This window comes from Mycobacterium sp., from assembly GCF_025933915.1.
GTDB lineage: Bacteria > Actinomycetota > Actinomycetes > Mycobacteriales > Mycobacteriaceae > Mycobacterium.
In genome coordinates this window covers 1-17018 of record NZ_JAICZA010000101.1, presented here as the reverse complement: position 1 = coordinate 17018, position 17018 = coordinate 1, and the positions used below count along the sequence as shown (strand labels likewise).

Here is a 17018-nt window from a genome sequence, read left to right as displayed (position 1 = left end):
GTCGCGCGCGCTGCTGCTGCAGATGGCCAAGTACGGCAGGGAAGGGGTCGCGTTCGGCCTCTACACCATGACCGGACGAGCGGTGGCGTTCCTGGCGCCGTGGCTGTTCTCGGTGTTCGTCGACGTATTCGGTGCCGTGCGTGCGGGCCTCGGCGGCATTTCGCTGGTATTGATCGCCGGGCTGCTCGCGATGCTGGTGGTCCGCGTTCCGCAGCGCGACGCCCCGGTCGCCGAACCGGTGGCCGAACCCTCGTAGGGCTCAGCCCCGGGCGTCGCAGATCGTCAGCCCCCCGCCGGCGCGCTTGCTCACCTGGACTCCGTTGACGGTGACCGTGCAGGTGACCGTGTGACCGATGTTGACGATCGTGACGTTGGCCGGGTGGACAGCCGACTTCGACAGACTGACCTGCTTGCTCCACGGCAGCGCGACGTTGAATTCGGTCTGGATGAGGTCACCGGCGTCGATGTACATGATGCTGATCGCGCGACCCTCGCCCGTGACGGTGTAGACGACGTCCTGTGCTGCCGCTGTACCGCTCGTCGGGGTGGGCAGCTCGGGGCCGCTCGTCGGTGGTATCGGCGCCGGGATGAGGGTCGGTGACTTACGCGCCGACGATGTCGGGGCCTCCGGACTCGGCTCGGGCATCGCGGGCAACGGCGGGACGGCGGTCTGGGTCTTGATCGCGTCGTTCGCGAGTGCCAGAGCGATCACCAAGGCGACGACCAGCAGCACCGCCGCGCCGGCGGCGATCCACAACCAGCGCGGTGATTTCGGCCCCCCCGGGGGTGGGGAAGCCATGCCCTGCGAGTGCAGTTCGTCGGATGCAGGAACGTCTTGCTGCCAGTACGCCGGCAGCCGCCGTGTCGTGTTCGTCTCGTCGGTCGTGGGTGCCCAGGGCGACGTCGTCCCGCCATAGGTGGGGGCGTACGGCGTCTGGTCGGCATATGCGGGATCAGCGGGCCGGGCGTACCCCGGCTGCTGCGGCCACGGTGGCGATGGACTAAACCGCTCGGTGGGACGTGAATCGTTCATGTCCACCTCATGGCTTGCAGGGTACCCCGGGCTGGGCGTTGAAGCGCTTACTCACCTTATGGCGGGGAGCTCAGGGGCACTGGTTTCCGGCCGCGAGCGCGGCGATCGTCATCGCCCGCATCACGGCGCGCGATCGGGCGGCGCGGACGGTTTTGCTGCGTGACGTATCGGGGGATTTCATGCTGTGCGGTGTCGAATTCAGCAGGCCGAACACGGCGTGCGCGGTCAGCCGGGCATCGCCCTCGGCCAGCTCGGGATTCAACTCGCGCAGGACCCCCACCCAGACCTCCACATATTGGCGTTGCGCCTTGCGCACCTGCTTTTCGGCCGCCGCAGGCAGATACGCCAGGTCGCGATCTTGGATGCGGATCAGGTCGGGTTCGGTCAGGGCGAAATCGAGATGGAAGTCGATCAGGCCGTCCAGTGCGACGGCGGCATCGGCGCTGCGGGTCAGCACCTGCCGGGCGCCGGCGAGCAGCCGGGTGCTGATGCCCACCAGCAACTCGACCAGTAGCGACTCTTTGTTGGGGAAATGGCGGTAGATGGCCGGACCGCTGACGCCGGCCACGGCGCCGATGTCGTCCAGCCGCACCGCGAGAAATCCGCGTTCGGCGAACAGCCGCTCGGCGGCGGACAGCAGTTGTAGGCGGCGGTCGGATTTCAACTGGCTCCGGCGATTTGGGGCGTCGGCGCCAGCGGCCTGGCCTTCGGAGGCAGACGTTGTCATGACAGATCTCCGTGTGGTGAATCGTCACCAACCTAGCACGAGTTATTCGCAATTAACTCGCGTTGTTCGCCGGGTACGGTGCTCCTGGACCGGTAACGACGGCAATGGTATTCTCAAGCCCTGAGTTAATGAGAATTAACTCAAAAGCCGGACCGCCCGACGGCAAGGAGGCTGCTGCGGCGATGGACAAGGTGATGACCTCGCCCGCGAAGGCACCCGAGGTGTCGTTCGCCGACGAGCACCGCCGGCTGGTGGGCGAGCTGAACACCAGGCTGGCCGCGGCGGCGCTGGGCGGCAACGAGCGCGCGCGGGAACGCCACGTCAGCCGCGGCAAATTGTTGCCGCGCGAACGGGTGGACCGCCTGCTCGACCCCGGTAGCCCGTTTTTGGAGCTCTCACCGCTGGCCGCCGACGGCATGTACGACGACGAATCTCCGGGAGCCGGCATCATCACCGGGATCGGCCGCGTGTCGGAGCGCGAGTGCGTGATTGTCGCCAACGACGCGACGGTCAAGGGTGGCACCTACTACCCGATGACGGTCAAAAAGCACCTGCGTGCGCAGGAGGTGGCGCTGCAGAACCGGCTGCCGTGCATCTACCTGGTGGACTCCGGCGGGGCCTTCCTGCCGCGCCAAGACGAAGTCTTTCCCGACCGGGAGCATTTCGGTCGCATCTTCTTCAACCAGGCGACCATGAGCGCCAAGGGAATTCCGCAAGTGGCCGCCGTGCTGGGCTCGTGCACGGCTGGGGGCGCATACGTGCCGGCGATGAGCGATGAGGCCGTCATCGTCCGCGAGCAGGGCACGATCTTTTTGGGCGGCCCGCCACTGGTCAAGGCGGCGACCGGCGAGATCGTGTCGGCCGAGGATCTCGGCGGCGGCGACCTGCATTCGCGGGTCTCCGGGGTCACCGACCACCTCGCCGACGACGACGAGCACGCGTTGCGGATCGTCCGCTCGATCGCGGCCACGTTCGGCCCGCGTGAGCCGAGCCCGTGGGAGGTGCAGCCCCCGAGAGCTCCCAAATGCGCTCAGACGCAGCTCTACGACGTGGTGCCGCCGGACCCGCGGGTGCCCTACGACGTGCACGAGGTCATCGTCCGGCTCGTCGACGGCGGTGAATTCAGCGAGTTCAAGGCCAACTACGGCAAGACGCTGGTGACCGCGTTCGCCCACATCCACGGCCACCCGGTAGGGATCGTGGCCAACAACGGTGTGCTCTTCAGCGAATCCGCTTTGAAGGGCGCGCATTTCATCGAGCTGTGCGACAAGCGCAAGATCCCGCTGCTGTTTTTGCAGAACATCGCCGGCTTCATGGTCGGCCGGGATTACGAGGCCGGCGGTATCGCCAAGCACGGTGCCAAGATGGTCACCGCCGTCGCCTGCGCCCGGGTGCCCAAACTGACCGTCGTGATCGGCGGATCCTATGGGGCGGGCAACTATTCGATGTGCGGTCGGGCGTACTCGCCGCGCTTCTTGTGGATGTGGCCCAACGCCCGGATCTCGGTGATGGGCGGCGAACAGGCCGCATCCGTGCTGGCCACCGTGCGCGGTGAACAGCTCACCGCGGCGGGCAAACCCTGGTCCGCGGACGAGGAAGAGGCGTTCAAGGCGCCCATTCGCGGTCAGTACGAGGACCAGGGCAACCCGTACTACTCGACGGCCCGGCTGTGGGATGACGGGATCATCGACCCGGCCGATACGAGAACATTTGTCGGGCTTGCTCTTTCGGTGTGCGCCCAAGCACCGTTGGAACCCGTCTCCTATGGCGTCTTCCGGATGTGAGTGCAGTGTTCGAGACCGTATTGGTGGCCAACCGCGGGGAGATCGCGGTGCGGGTGATCCGGACGTTGCGCCGGCTGGGCATCCGGTCGGTGGCCGTCTACAGCGATCCCGACGACGGTGCGCGGCACGTCCTCGAGGCTGACGAAGCGGTCCGGTTGGGACCCGCCGCGGCACGCGAGAGTTACCTGAACATCGACAAGGTTGTCGAAGCCGCGGTGCGCACCGGATCTCAAGCGATCCACCCGGGGTACGGATTCCTCTCCGAGAACGCCGATTTCGCCGCCGCATGCGAGCGGGCCGGGGTGGTGTTCCTGGGGCCGCCCGTACGGGCGATTCAGGTGATGGGCGACAAGATCACCGCCAAGAACGCGGTCGCCGCGTTCGACGTCCCGGTGGTGCCCGGCGTGGCCAAACCCGGGCTGAGCGACGACGCGCTGGTCGCGGCCGCCGACGAGGTCGGATACCCGGTCTTGATCAAGCCGTCGGCGGGCGGCGGCGGCAAGGGCATGCGGTTGGTGGAAGACCCGGCGCGGCTGCGTGAGGCACTGGTCAGCGCCCGCCGGGAGGCGGCCTCCGCATTCGGCGACGACACGCTGTTCCTGGAACGGTTTGTGTTGCGCCCCAGACACATCGAGGTGCAAGTGCTCGCCGACACGCACGGCAACGTCGTGTACCTGGGCGAGCGCGAGTGCAGCCTACAGCGGCGCCACCAGAAGGTGATCGAGGAGGCGCCTTCGCCGCTACTGGATCCGGCGACGCGGGCGCGAATCGGGGCGGCGGCCTGCAACACCGCGCGCAGCGTCGATTACGTCGGCGCGGGCACGGTCGAGTTCATCGTCTCCGCCGACCGCGCGCACGAGTTCTTCTTCATGGAAATGAACACCCGCCTGCAGGTTGAGCATCCGGTCACCGAAGCGGTCACCGGCCTGGACCTGGTCGAGTGGCAGCTGCGGGTCGCCGCCGGTGAGAAGCTGGTGTTCGCCCAGGACGACATCGAATTACGCGGGCACGCGATCGAGGCCCGGGTGTACGCCGAAGATCCGGCGCGGGGATTCCTGCCCACCGGCGGGCGGGTGCTGCGGGTCTTCGAACCGTCCGGGGACGGCGTGCGGGTCGACTCGTCGCTGCTGCCGGGCACGCTGGTCGGCAGTGACTACGATCCGATGCTGAGCAAGGTGATCGCCCACGGGGCCGACCGCGACGAGGCGCTGGCGAAACTCGACCGGGCGCTGAGCCAAACGGCGATCCTGGGCGTGCAGACCAATATCGAATTTCTGCGGTTTCTGCTCGCCGATGAGCGGGTGCGCGCCGGCGACCTGGATACCGCCCTGCTGGATGAGCGGTTGGCGGACTTCGCCCCGCTGCCGGCCCCCGATGACGTGCTCGCGGCGGCCGGCCTCTACCGGCAGTCGGCGCTGGCCTCCCGGGCGCGCCACTTCGCGGGCAATCCGTGGGCGGCACCCACGGGATGGCGGGTCGGCGGCAGCGCGGCAGCGGTTCGCACCGATATGCGCACCCCGCTGCGCAGTGAGACGGTGTCGGTGTGGGGGCTTCCCGAGGCCGCCACGGTGCAGGTCGGTGACGGGGAAACCTGTTCGGCCGCGGTGCACGTCGAGCGGACACGGATGAGCGCGGTGATCGACGGTCTGCGGCGCGACTACCGGTGGGCCGAAGCCGACAGGCATCTGTGGATCGCCGACGAGCGGGGGACCTGGCACCTGCGTGAGGCCGAGGAGAACACAATTCATCGTGCCGCTGGCGCGCAGCGGGCCGAGATCCTCAGTCCGATGCCGGGCAGCGTGATCGCCGTCCAAACCCCCTCCGGCACCGACGTTTCCGAAGGCGACGTCGTGGTCGTCGTCGAGGCGATGAAGATGGAACACTCGCTTGCCGCACCGGTGTCCGGACAGGTGGAGGTACTGGTCTCCGTCGGTGATCAGGTGACCGTGGATCAGGTGCTGGCCCGATTGATCCCGGAAGAAGAAAGCAAGGACGAGACATGACCACATCCATAACCGCGGGCACGTTACCCAAGGAATACGAAGACCTACGCGACACCGTTGCCGAATTCGCGCGCACCGTCGTCGCCCCGGTGTCGGCCAAACACGATGAGGAGCACAGCTTTCCGTACGAAGTCGTCGCCAAGATGGGGGAGATGGGTCTGTTCGGGCTGCCGTTCCCCGAGGAGTACGGCGGCATGGGCGGCGACTACTTCGCGCTGTCGCTGGCGCTCGAGGAACTCGGCAAGGTCGACCAATCGGTGGCGATCACGCTGGAGGCCGGGGTCAGCCTCGGTGCGATGCCGATCTACCGATTCGGCACCGAGGAGCAGAAGCAAAAGTGGCTCCCGGACCTGACCGCCGGCCGGGCGCTGGCGGCCTTCGGGCTCACCGAGCCCGGCGCCGGCTCCGACGCTGGCGCCACCCGCACCACCGCCCGGCTCGACAACGGCGAATGGGTGATCAACGGCAGCAAGCAGTTCATCACCAACTCGGGAACCGACATCACCTCACTGGTCACCGTCACCGCCGTCACCGGCACCGTCGGCGCGGACAAGAAAGAGATCTCGACGATCATCGTGCCCAGCGGCACACCGGGATTCACCGTCGAACCGGTCTACAGCAAGGTCGGCTGGAATGCGTCGGACACCCATCCGCTGAGCTTCGCCGACGCGCGGGTGCCGGAGGAGAACCTGCTGGGCGCCCGCGGCACGGGTTACGCAAACTTCCTGTCCATCCTGGACGAGGGCCGCATCGCGATCGCCGCACTGGCGACCGGGGCGGCGCAGGGCTGCGTCGACGAGAGCGTCAAGTACGCCCAGGAACGCCAGTCGTTCGGCCAGCCGATCGGCTCCTATCAGGCGATCAGCTTCAAGATCGCGCGGATGGAGGCGCGTGCCCACGTCGCGCGCACGGCGTACTACGATGCCGCTGCAAAGATGTTGGCGGGCAAGCTCTTCAAGAAGGAGGCGGCAATCGCCAAGATGATCGCGTCGGAGGCGGCGATGGACAACGCCCGCGACGCAACCCAGATCCACGGGGGCTACGGCTTCATGAACGAGTATCCGGTGGCGCGTCACTACCGCGACAGCAAGATCCTCGAAATCGGTGAGGGCACCACCGAGGTGCAGCTGATGCTCATCGCGCGATCGCTGGGCCTGTCATGACCCGCGCCGACGATAATGCCGGCGTAGCCGGGATTGAGGAGTGGCGCAGATGACCCGCGCCGACGACGATAATGCCGGCGTAGCCGGGATTGAGGAGTGGCGCAGATGACCGGCGCGTCGATTGTCCAGCGGGGCTTGTGGTTTGAAGAGTTCGAGATCGGCACCACCTACCTGCACCGGCCCGGCCGCACGGTCACCGAGGCCGACAACGTCTTGTTCACCACGCTGACCATGAACACCCAGTCGCTGCACCTCGACGCGGCCTGGGCCGCCGAGCAGCCGGGCTTTCGGGGCGAGCGGCTGGTGAACTCCATGTTCACCCTCTCCACGGTGGTGGGCCTGTCGGTGTCGCAGCTGACGCTCGGCACCATCGTGGCCAACCTCGGCTTCTCCGAGGTGTCCTTCCCCAAGCCCGTCTTTCACGGCGACACCCTGTACGCGGAAACCGTGTGTACGGCCAAGCGCGAATCGAAGAGCCGGCCCGGCGAAGGCATCGTCACCCTCGAGCACACCGGACGCAACCAGCACGGCGACGTCGTCGCGCGCGCCGTGCGCACCACGCTGGTCCAGAAGCGCCCGGCCGATCAGGAGGCCAAGTGAACCTGCAGGCCGCCGGTCCCGGATGGCTGTTCTGCCCGGCCGACCGCCCCGAACGTTTCGCTAAGGCCGCCGCCGCGGCCGATGTGGTGATCCTCGACCTCGAGGACGGCGTGGCCGAGGCGGACAAGCCCGCCGCCCGCAAGGCGTTGCGGGACACACCGCTGGACCCCGAGCGCACCGTGGTGCGGATCAACGCGGCCGGCACCGACGAACACCCCCGCGACCTCGAGGCCCTCGCCGATACCGCCTACACCACCGTGATGCTGTCCAAGACGGAATCGGCGGCGCAGGTGGAGGCATTGGCCCCGCGTGAGGTGATCGCGCTGCTGGAGACCCCGCGCGGCGCGGTGTTCGCCACCGAAATCGCGGCGGCGCAGGGCACGGTGGCGCTGATGTGGGGCGCCGAGGATCTGGTCGCCACGCTCGGCGGTAGCTCCAGCCGCTGGGCCGACGGCACGTACCGCGACGTCGCCCACCACGTGCGGTCGACGGCCCTGCTCACCGCGTCGGCCTTCGGCCGGGTGGCGCTCGACGCGGTCCACCTGGATATCCGCGACCTCGACGGGCTGCGGGCCGAGGCCGAAGACGCCGTCGCGCTGGGGTTCGGTGGGACCGTGTGCATCCACCCGAGCCAGATCCCGGTGGTGCGCGAGGCGTATCGCCCCGGCGAGGACAAGCTGGACTGGGCGCGACGGGTGTTGACCGCCGCGCGCGGCGAGCGAGGGGTGTTCGCCTTCGAAGGACAGATGGTCGACTCCCCGGTGCTCAAGCACGCGCAAATGATGTTGCGCAGGGCGGGTGAGGCCGTCTCCGGCTGACGGCCCGGCCTTTCGACGACCCTGTCGCCCGAGCGCCCCTTCCGGGCGCGCGCGACACGCTCCGCAGTCTTCGCAATCAACGCGGTCTCTTCTCGTTTGAGGGCATAATGGGGACTACGCCAGTGTCGCGGCGAGCGAAGCCTTTCGGGTAGCTGGCGATCGGCTTCCGCGCGGCACCCAGCGAGGGAGGCGGTGTGGCGCAGATGGCTCAGATGCCGATGACCGTCGACCTCGAACCGGTGCAACTCGTCGCTGCCGATGGCTCACCGACATCCGAACGCCGCTACAGCCGTGAGCTTCCCGCGGAGACACTGAGCTGGCTCTACGAGATGATGGTGATCACCCGGGAACTCGACGGCGAATTCGTGAACCTCAAGCGGCAAGGGGAGTTGGCGCTCTTCGCGTCCTGCCGCGGTCAGGAAGCCGCTCAGATCGGCGCGGCGGCGTGCCTGCGTAAAACCGACTGGGTGTTTCCCCAATACCGGGAGCTGGGAGTCTTTTTGGTGCGCGGCATCCCGCCCGGCCACGTCGGGGCCGTGTGGCGCGGAACCTGGCATGGCGGTCTGGAATTCACCAAGAAGTGCTGCGCCCCGCTCTCGATTCCGATCGGCACCCAGACCCTGCACGCCGTGGGCGCGGCGATGGCTTCCCAACGCCTGGGCGAAGATTCGGTGACGACGGCCTTCCTCGGCGACGGTGCCACCAGCACGGGAGACGTGCACGAGGCGCTGAACTTCGCTGCCGTGTTCAGCACGCCCTGTGTCTTCGTCGTGCAGAACAACCAGTGGGCGATCTCGACGCCGATCCATCGACAGACCGCCGCGCCCTCGCTGGCACACAAGGCGATTGGCTACGGTATGCCCGGGATCCGGGTAGACGGCAATGATGTTTTGGCCTGCTATGCCGTGACGGCCGAGGCCGCCGCCCGGGCCCGCGCCGGTGGCGGACCGACGTTGATCGAGGCGGTCACCTACCGCCTGGGCCCGCACACCACGTCCGATGACCCCAGCCGATACCGGACGCGGGACGAAGTCGGCCACTGGGCGGCGCTGGACCCGATCCCGCGGTACCGCACCTATCTGCAGGGCCGGGGCCTGTGGTCAGAACGCTTGGAGGAACGGGTCATTGGCCGCGCAACGCGAATGCGGTCCGAATTGCGCGACGCGGTGGTCGATGCGCCCGATTTCGACATCGACGAGGTGTTCACCTCGGTGTACGCCGAGATCACGCCGGGACTGCAGGCGCAGCGCCACCAGCTGCGGGCCGAACTCGACCGAAGTGATTGAGAGGCGTCGATGACTCAGCTCGCTGATCGTCCGGCCGGCCACGACGAAACACTCACCGCGGCAGCGGAAAGCGTCGCGCTTGGTGCGCAGTCGTTGACCATGGTGCAGGCGCTCAACCGCGCCCTGCACGATGCGATGGCCGCCGACGATCGGGTGTTGGTCTTCGGCGAAGACGTCTCGGTCGCGGGAGGGGTATTCCGGGTGACCGAAGGACTGGCCGAGGCCTTCGGCGAAGGCCGCTGCTTTGACACGCCGCTGGCGGAGTCCGCCATCGTCGGGATCGCGGTGGGGCTGGCGTTACGTGGTTTCGTGCCGGTGCCCGAGATCCAGTTCGACGGGTTTTCCTACCCGGCTTTCGATCAGGTGGTCAGCCACCTGGCGAAGTACCGCACCCGTACCCGCGGCGAAATCAACATGCCGGTGACCGTGCGCATCCCATCCTTCGGCGGAATCGGTGCCGCAGAACATCATTCGGATTCCACCGAGTCGTACTGGGCGCATACGGCCGGGTTGAAGGTGGTGGTGCCATCCAGCCCGGCCGACGCGTATTGGCTGCTGCGTCACGCGATCGCCTGCCCGGACCCGGTCATGTACCTGGAGCCCAAGCGGCGCTACCAGGGCCGCGGCATGGTGGACGCCACCCGGCCCGAACCACCGATCGGGCGAGCGATGGTGCGCCGGCCCGGCACCGACGTGACCGTCGTGACCTACGGCAGCTTGGTCGCCACGGCGGTCGGCGCCGCCGACGAGGCACAGCGCCAGCGTGGTTGGAGCCTGGAGGTCATCGATCTGCGGTCATTGGTTCCCCTGGACTTCGACACCGTCGCCACGTCGATCCAGCGGACCGGGCGCTGCGTGGTGATGCACGAGGGGCCGCGCAGCCTGGGGTATGGAGCGGAGCTGGCCGCCCGCATTCAAGAGGAGTTGTTCTACGAGCTGGAGGCGCCGGTGTTGCGCGCGTGCGGGTTTGACACCCCCTACCCGCCGGCGCGGTTGGAGAAGTTATGGCTGCCCGGCCCCGACCGGCTGCTGGACTGCGTCGAGCGCGCCTTGGAACTGCCATGAGCGGCCCATCCGCGCAACAGCGGATCAAGCCGTTTCGGGTGCCCGACCTCGGCGAGGGACTCGAAGAAATCACGGTGACGCACTGGAACGTCGCGATAGGCGACGACGTCGAGCTCAACCACGTGTTGTGCACGGTGGAGACCGCCAAGGCCGAAGTGGAGATTCCCAGCCCGCATGCCGGACGGATCGTCGAAATGAACGGCGCCGAGGGCGATGTGCTCAAGGTGGGAGCGGTGCTGGTGCAGATCGACACGGCGCCGGGCGGTGGCGCCCTACCGGCGGTCGAGACGGAGCCGCCCACACTGGTCGGCTACGGTGCTGATTCCGGTGTCGACAGCAGCCGTCGCACCAGCCGTCCGCGGGCCGCTCCTCCGGTGCGCAAACTGGCCAAAGAATTGATGGTCGATCTCGCCTCGCTGCCGCACAGCGCCGGCACCATCATCACCCGCGAGGACGTGCTATCGGCGGCTCGCGGGACCGGGAACGGAGCCGACGTCCGATCGGTCCATGGTGTGCAGGCGCGGATGGCGGAAAAGATGGCCTTGTCGCACAAGGAGATTCCGGCCGCGAAGGTCACCGTCGAGGTGGACTGCACCGAGTTGCTGCGGCTGTCCGACCGGCTCCGTGCGAGCGATCAGGAAATAACACCCTTCGTGCTGACGCTGCGACTGCTGGTCATCGCGTTGCGCCACAACGAGATTCTGAATTCGACGTGGGTCGACTCCCCGCAGGGATCGCAGCTACGCGTCGACCATCGAGTCCACCTGGGCATCGCCGCGGCCACCGAACGTGGGCTGCTCGTCCCGGTCATCGCCGATGCCCACACCAAGACGACCCGCGAACTGGCGTCTCGTGCAGCAGAATTGATTGCCGGTGCGCGCGAGGGCAGCCTGGCGCCGGGTGAGCTGCGGGGCTCGACGTTCACCGTGTCGAACTTCGGAGCGCTGGGTGTGGACGACGGGGTACCGGTGATCAACCACCCCGAAGCGGCCATCCTCGGGATGGGTGCGATCAAGCCGCGGCCGGTGGCCCTCGGCGCCGAGATCGTGGTACGCCCGACGATGTCGCTGACCTGTGTTTTCGACCACCGCATCGCCGATGGTGCACAAGCGGCCCAATTCGTCTGCGAGTTAAGGGATCTGATCGAGTCACCCGAAACCGCCCTGTTGGATTTGTGACCCTCACATCGCGGTCGGTCCGCTACTTGCGCTGTGCCGCGGCCAATCGCTGTGTGAATTCTGGTGACTGGATGGAATGGGCCTGCGGCCCGAGTTCGGCGCGCATGGCCTGCCGGTGTTGTTCGTGGTCCAGCGACCCCGGACTGATGGTGGCGCGCATGGTCGCCTTGGTCGCCAGCACCACCTCGCGCGGCGCCGCCGCCGGCCCGGCGGCCAGTTCCAGTGCCGCACCGACGGGATCGTCGGCGACGCGCAGCGCCAAGCCATGGCGCGCGGCGGCTTCGGCGTCAAAACGCATGCCGAACAGCAGGGCGGCGCGGGCGACCTGCGGGCCGACCGCCCGCTGCAGCATCCAGGTCGCCCCCCCGCCCGGGTGTAGCCCCAGCTTCTGGAATCGCGCATCGAACAGGGCGGCGGGCCCGGCGATGCGCACGTCGGCGGCCAGGGCCAGATTCAGCCCTGCCCCGACGGCCGCGCCGTTGACCGCGGCGATGGTGGGGAGCCGGCAACTACCGATGGCCATGAATCCGTCATAAAGCTGCTGCAGGCCCGTCTCGGCCGCTCCGCCGCCCGCGGCCCCCAGGGCACTGAGGTCGGCGCCCGCACAAAACGCCTTGCCGGCCCCCGTGACCACGACGGCGTGCACATCGGGATCGGCTTCGGCCCGCTCGACGGCCTCGCGCAACAGCCCCGACATCTCGGCGGTCACCGCGTTGCGCCGGTCGGGATCGTTGACGGTGATGAGCGCGACGCGGTTGTCGATGTCGAGCAGGACGAGATCGGACTGGGCCATATCGGGCACCTCCGGGTTGGGTTTGGGTCGCGGGTCCGCCTGACCCACCGGTTCTTTCGCGGGCAGCGTGACGGGCGAGGTAAGGGTACTGCGCGGCCTGGGTGGGGCATCGGCCGGTGTGAGCGCGATGAGCAGGCGACTCCGGAAAGGGCGGCCGAACAAACTCGGCGACCGGTTTTATTGGACAACTCCCGGGCTGAACGCCATTTGCGATCGCCTGCGGTTCCGCCGGCGCGAAGTCGCGCAAACACGACAATCTTTGCGGTCGCGCACGGGAAGTCGGAATCCACGGCTAATGCTGTGTTTATCAAAACGTGATGTGCGACTTTTGGGCCTCTTCGTCTGGTCCCCGGAAAGACCTGGGCAAACGCACGACATCCCGGCCCTCGGCGAGATGGCGGCGGGGCTCGCCCGGGACCCGGGTGGACGTGCCGGACAACTAGGACTCGGGCTTCGCCAACCTCTTAGCCAGCTCATCGAGTTCGGCCTGACGCTCACGCACCGCACACCCCCGCTGATCCAGGCGCGCTCCCTGAAGGACGGCCCGCGGCAGGGCATTGCTACGCAACTTGATGTTGGCGTAATGGATTGCGGCGTCGATCAATTCGATGTAGCGCTCCGCGTCATGCTCCGAGCAGGAGCCCTCGATGCGCTGAACTTCGTCCCAGCAAGGATAGGAGGAGTACCGGGCATCGAGCTGTTGCTGCGATACCTGAGATCCGAAGTAACATCGCCAGTCCCGGCTCAGCCATCCCCTGGTCTTCACTTCAACTTTGATCCGACTACCAACGCCGGCTATGAACCTCGGCTCCCCGACACGCACCACCGGCTGCCAGTCATTCGACGCCATATATCGCCAACCCCTCGAAGAGAAGACGCCCAAACTAATGATCTCCCCGAGGACGCCAACTGCTCGTTGTGACACGCTGCTCTCAGAATACTAAATCCGCAAACTTTTGAAAGTCACTTCAGTTCGCAAGGCGCCGGGCGGTATGCCGACCGCCGAATAGCCATTACCGCCGGTTCCGTGTATGCGCTTTATGGACCGTGAACCGCAACCTTTTCACTGGTCAGAACCGGACCGCGGCGCCGGCGGCACAAGAGTGCAGGAAAGAACGAGAGGTCGCTGAAACACGCTGAGACAAGCGATCGGTGCCCCCGGCACGACTCGAACGTGCGACCTAGGGATTAGAAGGCCCTTGCTCTATCCACCTGAGCTACGGAGGCAATGTGCAGGTCAGTCTATCCAACTGTGTCCGCCGATCCGATTCCCCGCCGCCACGCGCGCGAAAAGCCTTCCCGCGCCGCGTCTATCGGTTATCGTGATGGACCTCGACACACGTACAACACCGGCCGGCCATCGGCCGTTAACCGCAACGAGGCGTGTGCATAACGTCGAGGGGTGACGTCGTCATGAGCGTGGCCAGTGACCTGTCTTCGCGCTGCTCATGGGCCGGCGCCCAGGCATCACGCCTGGCGGCCGAGGCCAGGGGCGCCTATCAGGCCGGCACCCTGTTGCTGCGCGGCGGCCCACTCGCGCTGGGCTTCTTCGCCGGCTGGCTTTTCACGGAGTTTCCGCCGCACGTCGTCACCGGTCACGCGCTGTCGCGGGTCGCGCATCCGTCGATCGGCCGGGTCGGCAAGACGTTGGCCGCTCAGCGGGCGGACCAAACTCTTACCACCGCGCTCGAGGAGTCCTTGGGCGCCGACTTCGGTGAGCAGGTATGCCACCCGATCACCGTGGGGTCCGTGTGCGCCCGGCGCGGTGGCCTGTTGGGCAGGCCCGGGCCGCACCGGCGTTACGCGGCACAGACTTCCGACATCTCCTACGGCCCCCGCGGCCGCGACAACCTGCTCGACATCTGGCGGCGCGACGACCTGGCGCCCGGCTGCCGGGCGCCGGTGCTGATCCAGGTGCCGGGCGGGGCGTGGGCGCTCAACGGCAGACGCCCGCAGGCCTACACGCTGATGAGCCGCATGGTTCAACTCGGCTGGATCTGCGTCTCGATCGACTACAGCAAGAGCCCACGCAGCGCCTTTCCCGCGCACCTCATCGACGTCAAGCGGGCGATCGCGTGGGTCCGGGAGAACATCGCCGACTACGGCGGCGACCCTGACTTCATCGCGATTACCGGCGGGTCGGCGGGCGGGCACCTGGCCTCCCTGGCGGCGCTCACCCCGAACGATCCCGACTTTCAACCCGGTTTCGAAGACGCCGACACAGCCGTCCAGGCGGTCGCGCCCTATTACGGCGTCTACGACTTCACCGACTTCGAGAACATGCACGAGCTGATGCTGCCGTTCCTGGAGCAGTTCGTGGTGAAGGCCCGTTACGCCGACGAACCGGAGCGGTTCACCGCGGCGTCGCCGATCTCCTATGTGCACCCCGACGCGCCGCCCTTCTTCGTACTGCATGGCGAGAAAGACGAACTGGTTCCCAGCGGCCAGGCCCGCGCCTTCTGCGCGGCGCTCCGCGCGGCCGGCGCCCCCACGGTGGCCCACGCCGAACTCGCCAACGCGCATCATGCCTTCGACATCACCCCGACGGTTCGATCGCGGTTGGCCGCTGACGCCGTCGCCGATTTCCTGGGTGTCGTCTACGGGCGGCGTGTCAGCTCCGTCCTGGATTCGCTGCCGCTGTCGGCCACTTCCGCCAGTTGAAGGCCGGCTGAGCGGGCGGTCGAAGTCCTCGTCGCTCCTTTCACCAGCGCGGTAACCCGGCTAGCGTTGTGGTGACCATCAGGGTTCGCGGATCCAAGACGGGAGGCGTGATCGACGGTGACAAGGTTGGTTCGTCGAGTTGATGACCATGACTGAGTCCGTCGAGGCGATCAGGTTGTCCGACGAGCTGGGGCCGGTCGACTACCTCATGCATCGGGGCGAAGCGAATCCGCGCACCCGGTCGGGGATCATGGCGCTCGAGCTGTTGGACACCACACCGGACTGGCAGCAGTTCCGGGCCCGATTCGAGAACGCCTCCCGACGGGTGCTGCGGCTCCGGCAAAAGGTGGTGGTGCCGACGTTGCCGACGGCGGCGCCGCGCTGGGTGGTCGATCCCGATTTCAACCTGGATTTTCATGTGCGCCGGGTGCGCGTGTCCGAACCCGGCACGCTACGTGACGTATTCGATCTCGCCGAGGTCATCCTGCAGTCGCCGATGGATATCTCCCGGCCGCTGTGGACGGCCACCCTGGTCGAGGGTTTGGCCGACGGGAAAGCGGCGACCCTGCTGCATGTCAGCCACGCGGTCACCGACGGGATCGGGGGAGTCCAGATGTTCGCCGAGATCTATGACCTCGAGCGCGATCCACCCGCCAAGCCGACGCTGCCGCTGCCCATCCCACAGGACCTGTCGTCGAATGACCTGATGCGCCAGGGCATTAACCACCTACCCCTCGCGGTGGTCGGCGGCGTCCTGGGTGCGCTGTCCGGCGCCGCGTCGGCGGCCGGGCGAGCGGTCCTGGAACCGACGGCCACCGTCTCGGGGATCGTCGGGTACGCCATGTCGGGCATGCGGGTGCTCAACCGGGCCGCCGAGCCGTCGCCGCTGCTGCGCCGGCGCAGCCTGACCACCCGCAGCGAAGCGATCGACATCCCGCTCTCCGACCTGCACAAGGCCGCCAAGGCCGGCGGTGGATCGATCAACGACGCCTACCTCGCCGGGCTGTGTGGCGCCCTGCGCCGCTACCACGAGGCGTTCGGCGTGCCGGTCAGCACGCTGCCGATGGCGGTGCCGGTCAACCTGCGCGCCGAAGCGGATAACGCCGGCGGCAACCGGTTTACCGGCGTCAACCTGGCCGCACCGATCGGCACCGTCGACCCGGTCTCCCGGATGAAGAAGATCCGCGCGCAGATGACCCAGCGCCGCGACGAGCCCGCGATGAACATCATCGGTTCGATGGCGCCGGTCCTCAGCGTCTTGCCCACCGCGGTGCTGGAAGGACTCACCGGCTCGGTGATCGGCTCGGATGTGCAAGCCAGCAATCTCCCGGTCTTCCCCGGTGACACCTACCTCGCCGGCGCAAAAGTCTTGCGGCAGTACGGTATCGGCCCGCTGCCGGGCGTGGCGATGATGGTGGTGCTGATCTCGCGGGGAGGGTGGTGCACCATCACCGTGCGCTACGACAGGGCCTCGGTGCGCAACGACGCGTTGTTCGCCCAGTGCCTGGTGGACGGTTTCGACGAAATCCTGGCGCTGGCCGGTGACCCGCCGCCGCGCGCGGTGCCCGCCTCGTTCACCGAGCCGGCCGTGCCGTCCCGATCGGCGTCGGGCTCATGAGCGCCTCCGAAGAACGCGCCGACGGCACCCAAGAAAGCGGGGCCGACATGCGGCTGCCCGGCTCGGTGGCCGAGATCATGGCCAGCCCCGCCGGGGCGAAAATCGGCGCGTTTTTCGACCTGGACGGCACCCTGGTCGCCGGGTTCACCGCGGTCATCCTGACCCAGGAGCGGCTGCTGCGCCGCGACATGGGCGTGGGGGAGTTGCTCGGCATGGTCCAGGCCGGCCTCAGCCACACCCTGGGGCGCATCGAATTCGAGGACCTCATCGGCAAGGCCGCCGCGGCGTT

General features: G+C 67.6%; 15 protein-coding genes, 1 tRNA gene and 1 pseudogene. 12 read left to right on the top strand and 5 right to left on the bottom strand.

All coding sequences use genetic code 11. The features are described from left to right. On the top strand, positions 1-256 hold a 256-nt coding region (locus Q0W90_RS16315), incomplete at its 5' end, for an MFS transporter (protein ID WP_297775242.1). A gap of 3 nt (positions 257-259) precedes the next feature. Here the strand turns inward: Q0W90_RS16315 and Q0W90_RS16310 are convergent. Together Q0W90_RS16310 and Q0W90_RS16305 are read right to left on the bottom strand one after the other, a co-directional pair. Continuing rightward, the gene (locus Q0W90_RS16310) at positions 260-1039 is read right to left on the bottom strand and encodes an MmpS family transport accessory protein (protein ID WP_297775240.1); all 780 of its coding nucleotides are present in this window, start codon (positions 1037-1039) and stop codon (positions 260-262) included. 64 nt (positions 1040-1103) lie between these two features. Then, positions 1104-1760: a TetR/AcrR family transcriptional regulator gene (locus Q0W90_RS16305; protein ID WP_297698175.1), complete on the bottom strand. Its 657-nt coding sequence runs from the start codon at positions 1758-1760 to the stop codon at positions 1104-1106. Positions 1761-1954: 194 nt separating this feature from the next. Here Q0W90_RS16305 and Q0W90_RS16300 point away from each other — a divergent pair, with 194 nt between their 5' ends. The 8 genes from Q0W90_RS16300 to Q0W90_RS16265 all read left to right on the top strand — a co-directional run bounded on the left by Q0W90_RS16300 (position 1955) and on the right by Q0W90_RS16265 (position 11657). Further along, the gene (locus Q0W90_RS16300; RefSeq protein WP_297592583.1) at positions 1955-3544 is read left to right on the top strand and encodes a carboxyl transferase domain-containing protein; all 1590 of its coding nucleotides are present in this window, start codon (positions 1955-1957) and stop codon (positions 3542-3544) included. A gap of 5 nt (positions 3545-3549) precedes the next feature. Continuing rightward, positions 3550-5547, top strand: coding sequence for an acetyl/propionyl/methylcrotonyl-CoA carboxylase subunit alpha (locus Q0W90_RS16295; protein ID WP_297592516.1), 1998 nt, complete (start codon positions 3550-3552; stop codon positions 5545-5547). Next, a complete protein-coding gene (locus tag Q0W90_RS16290; RefSeq protein WP_297775237.1) occupies positions 5544-6710 on the top strand; it encodes an acyl-CoA dehydrogenase family protein in 1167 nt (388 codons plus the stop codon). The genes Q0W90_RS16295 and Q0W90_RS16290 overlap by 4 nt, the downstream gene beginning before the upstream one ends. A gap of 105 nt (positions 6711-6815) precedes the next feature. Beyond that, on the top strand, positions 6816-7310 hold the full coding sequence (locus Q0W90_RS16285) for a MaoC family dehydratase (protein WP_297592520.1): 495 nt from the start codon (positions 6816-6818) through the stop codon (positions 7308-7310). Beyond that, positions 7307-8128 carry a CoA ester lyase gene (locus Q0W90_RS16280; RefSeq protein ID WP_297592522.1) on the top strand — a complete coding sequence of 274 codons (822 nt, stop codon included), beginning with the start codon at positions 7307-7309 and terminating at the stop codon, positions 8126-8128. Before Q0W90_RS16285 ends, Q0W90_RS16280 begins: the two co-directional genes overlap by 4 nt. A gap of 203 nt (positions 8129-8331) precedes the next feature. Continuing rightward, positions 8332-9414 carry a pyruvate dehydrogenase (acetyl-transferring) E1 component subunit alpha gene (gene pdhA / locus Q0W90_RS16275; protein ID WP_297698188.1) on the top strand — a complete coding sequence of 361 codons (1083 nt, stop codon included), beginning with the start codon at positions 8332-8334 and terminating at the stop codon, positions 9412-9414. 9 nt (positions 9415-9423) lie between these two features. Continuing rightward, a complete protein-coding gene (bkdB, locus tag Q0W90_RS16270) occupies positions 9424-10479 on the top strand; it encodes a 3-methyl-2-oxobutanoate dehydrogenase subunit beta (protein WP_297592524.1) in 1056 nt (351 codons plus the stop codon). Continuing rightward, the gene (locus Q0W90_RS16265) at positions 10476-11657 is read left to right on the top strand and encodes a dihydrolipoamide acetyltransferase family protein (protein WP_297592526.1); all 1182 of its coding nucleotides are present in this window, start codon (positions 10476-10478) and stop codon (positions 11655-11657) included. Before bkdB ends, Q0W90_RS16265 begins: the two co-directional genes overlap by 4 nt. Before the next feature lie 22 nt (positions 11658-11679). On the opposite strand, the gene Q0W90_RS16260 is transcribed toward Q0W90_RS16265, so the two are convergent. The 3 genes from Q0W90_RS16260 to Q0W90_RS16250 all read right to left on the bottom strand — a co-directional run bounded on the left by Q0W90_RS16260 (position 11680) and on the right by Q0W90_RS16250 (position 13677). Further along, positions 11680-12450, bottom strand: a complete 771-nt coding sequence (locus Q0W90_RS16260; RefSeq protein ID WP_297592528.1) for an enoyl-CoA hydratase — start codon at positions 12448-12450, stop codon at positions 11680-11682. Between the two features lie 439 nt (positions 12451-12889). Then, complete coding sequence (locus Q0W90_RS16255) at positions 12890-13300, bottom strand: hypothetical protein (RefSeq protein ID WP_297775234.1); 411 nt, start codon at positions 13298-13300, stop codon at positions 12890-12892. Between the two features lie 303 nt (positions 13301-13603). Beyond that, positions 13604-13677 (bottom strand) — tRNA-Arg (locus tag Q0W90_RS16250). A 186-nt stretch (positions 13678-13863) separates the two neighbouring features. On the opposite strand from Q0W90_RS16250, the gene Q0W90_RS16245 reads away from it, so the two are divergent. The 3 genes and pseudogenes from Q0W90_RS16245 to Q0W90_RS16235 all read left to right on the top strand — a co-directional run. Continuing rightward, complete coding sequence (locus Q0W90_RS16245) at positions 13864-15111, top strand: alpha/beta hydrolase (protein WP_297775232.1); 1248 nt, start codon at positions 13864-13866, stop codon at positions 15109-15111. A 148-nt stretch (positions 15112-15259) separates the two neighbouring features. Then, on the top strand, positions 15260-16729 hold the full coding sequence (locus Q0W90_RS16240) for a wax ester/triacylglycerol synthase family O-acyltransferase (protein ID WP_297592534.1): 1470 nt from the start codon (positions 15260-15262) through the stop codon (positions 16727-16729). Further along, a pseudogene (locus Q0W90_RS16235) lies at positions 16726-17018 on the top strand (HAD-IB family hydrolase); the annotation flags it as partial. The gene Q0W90_RS16240 and the pseudogene Q0W90_RS16235, both read left to right, overlap by 4 nt.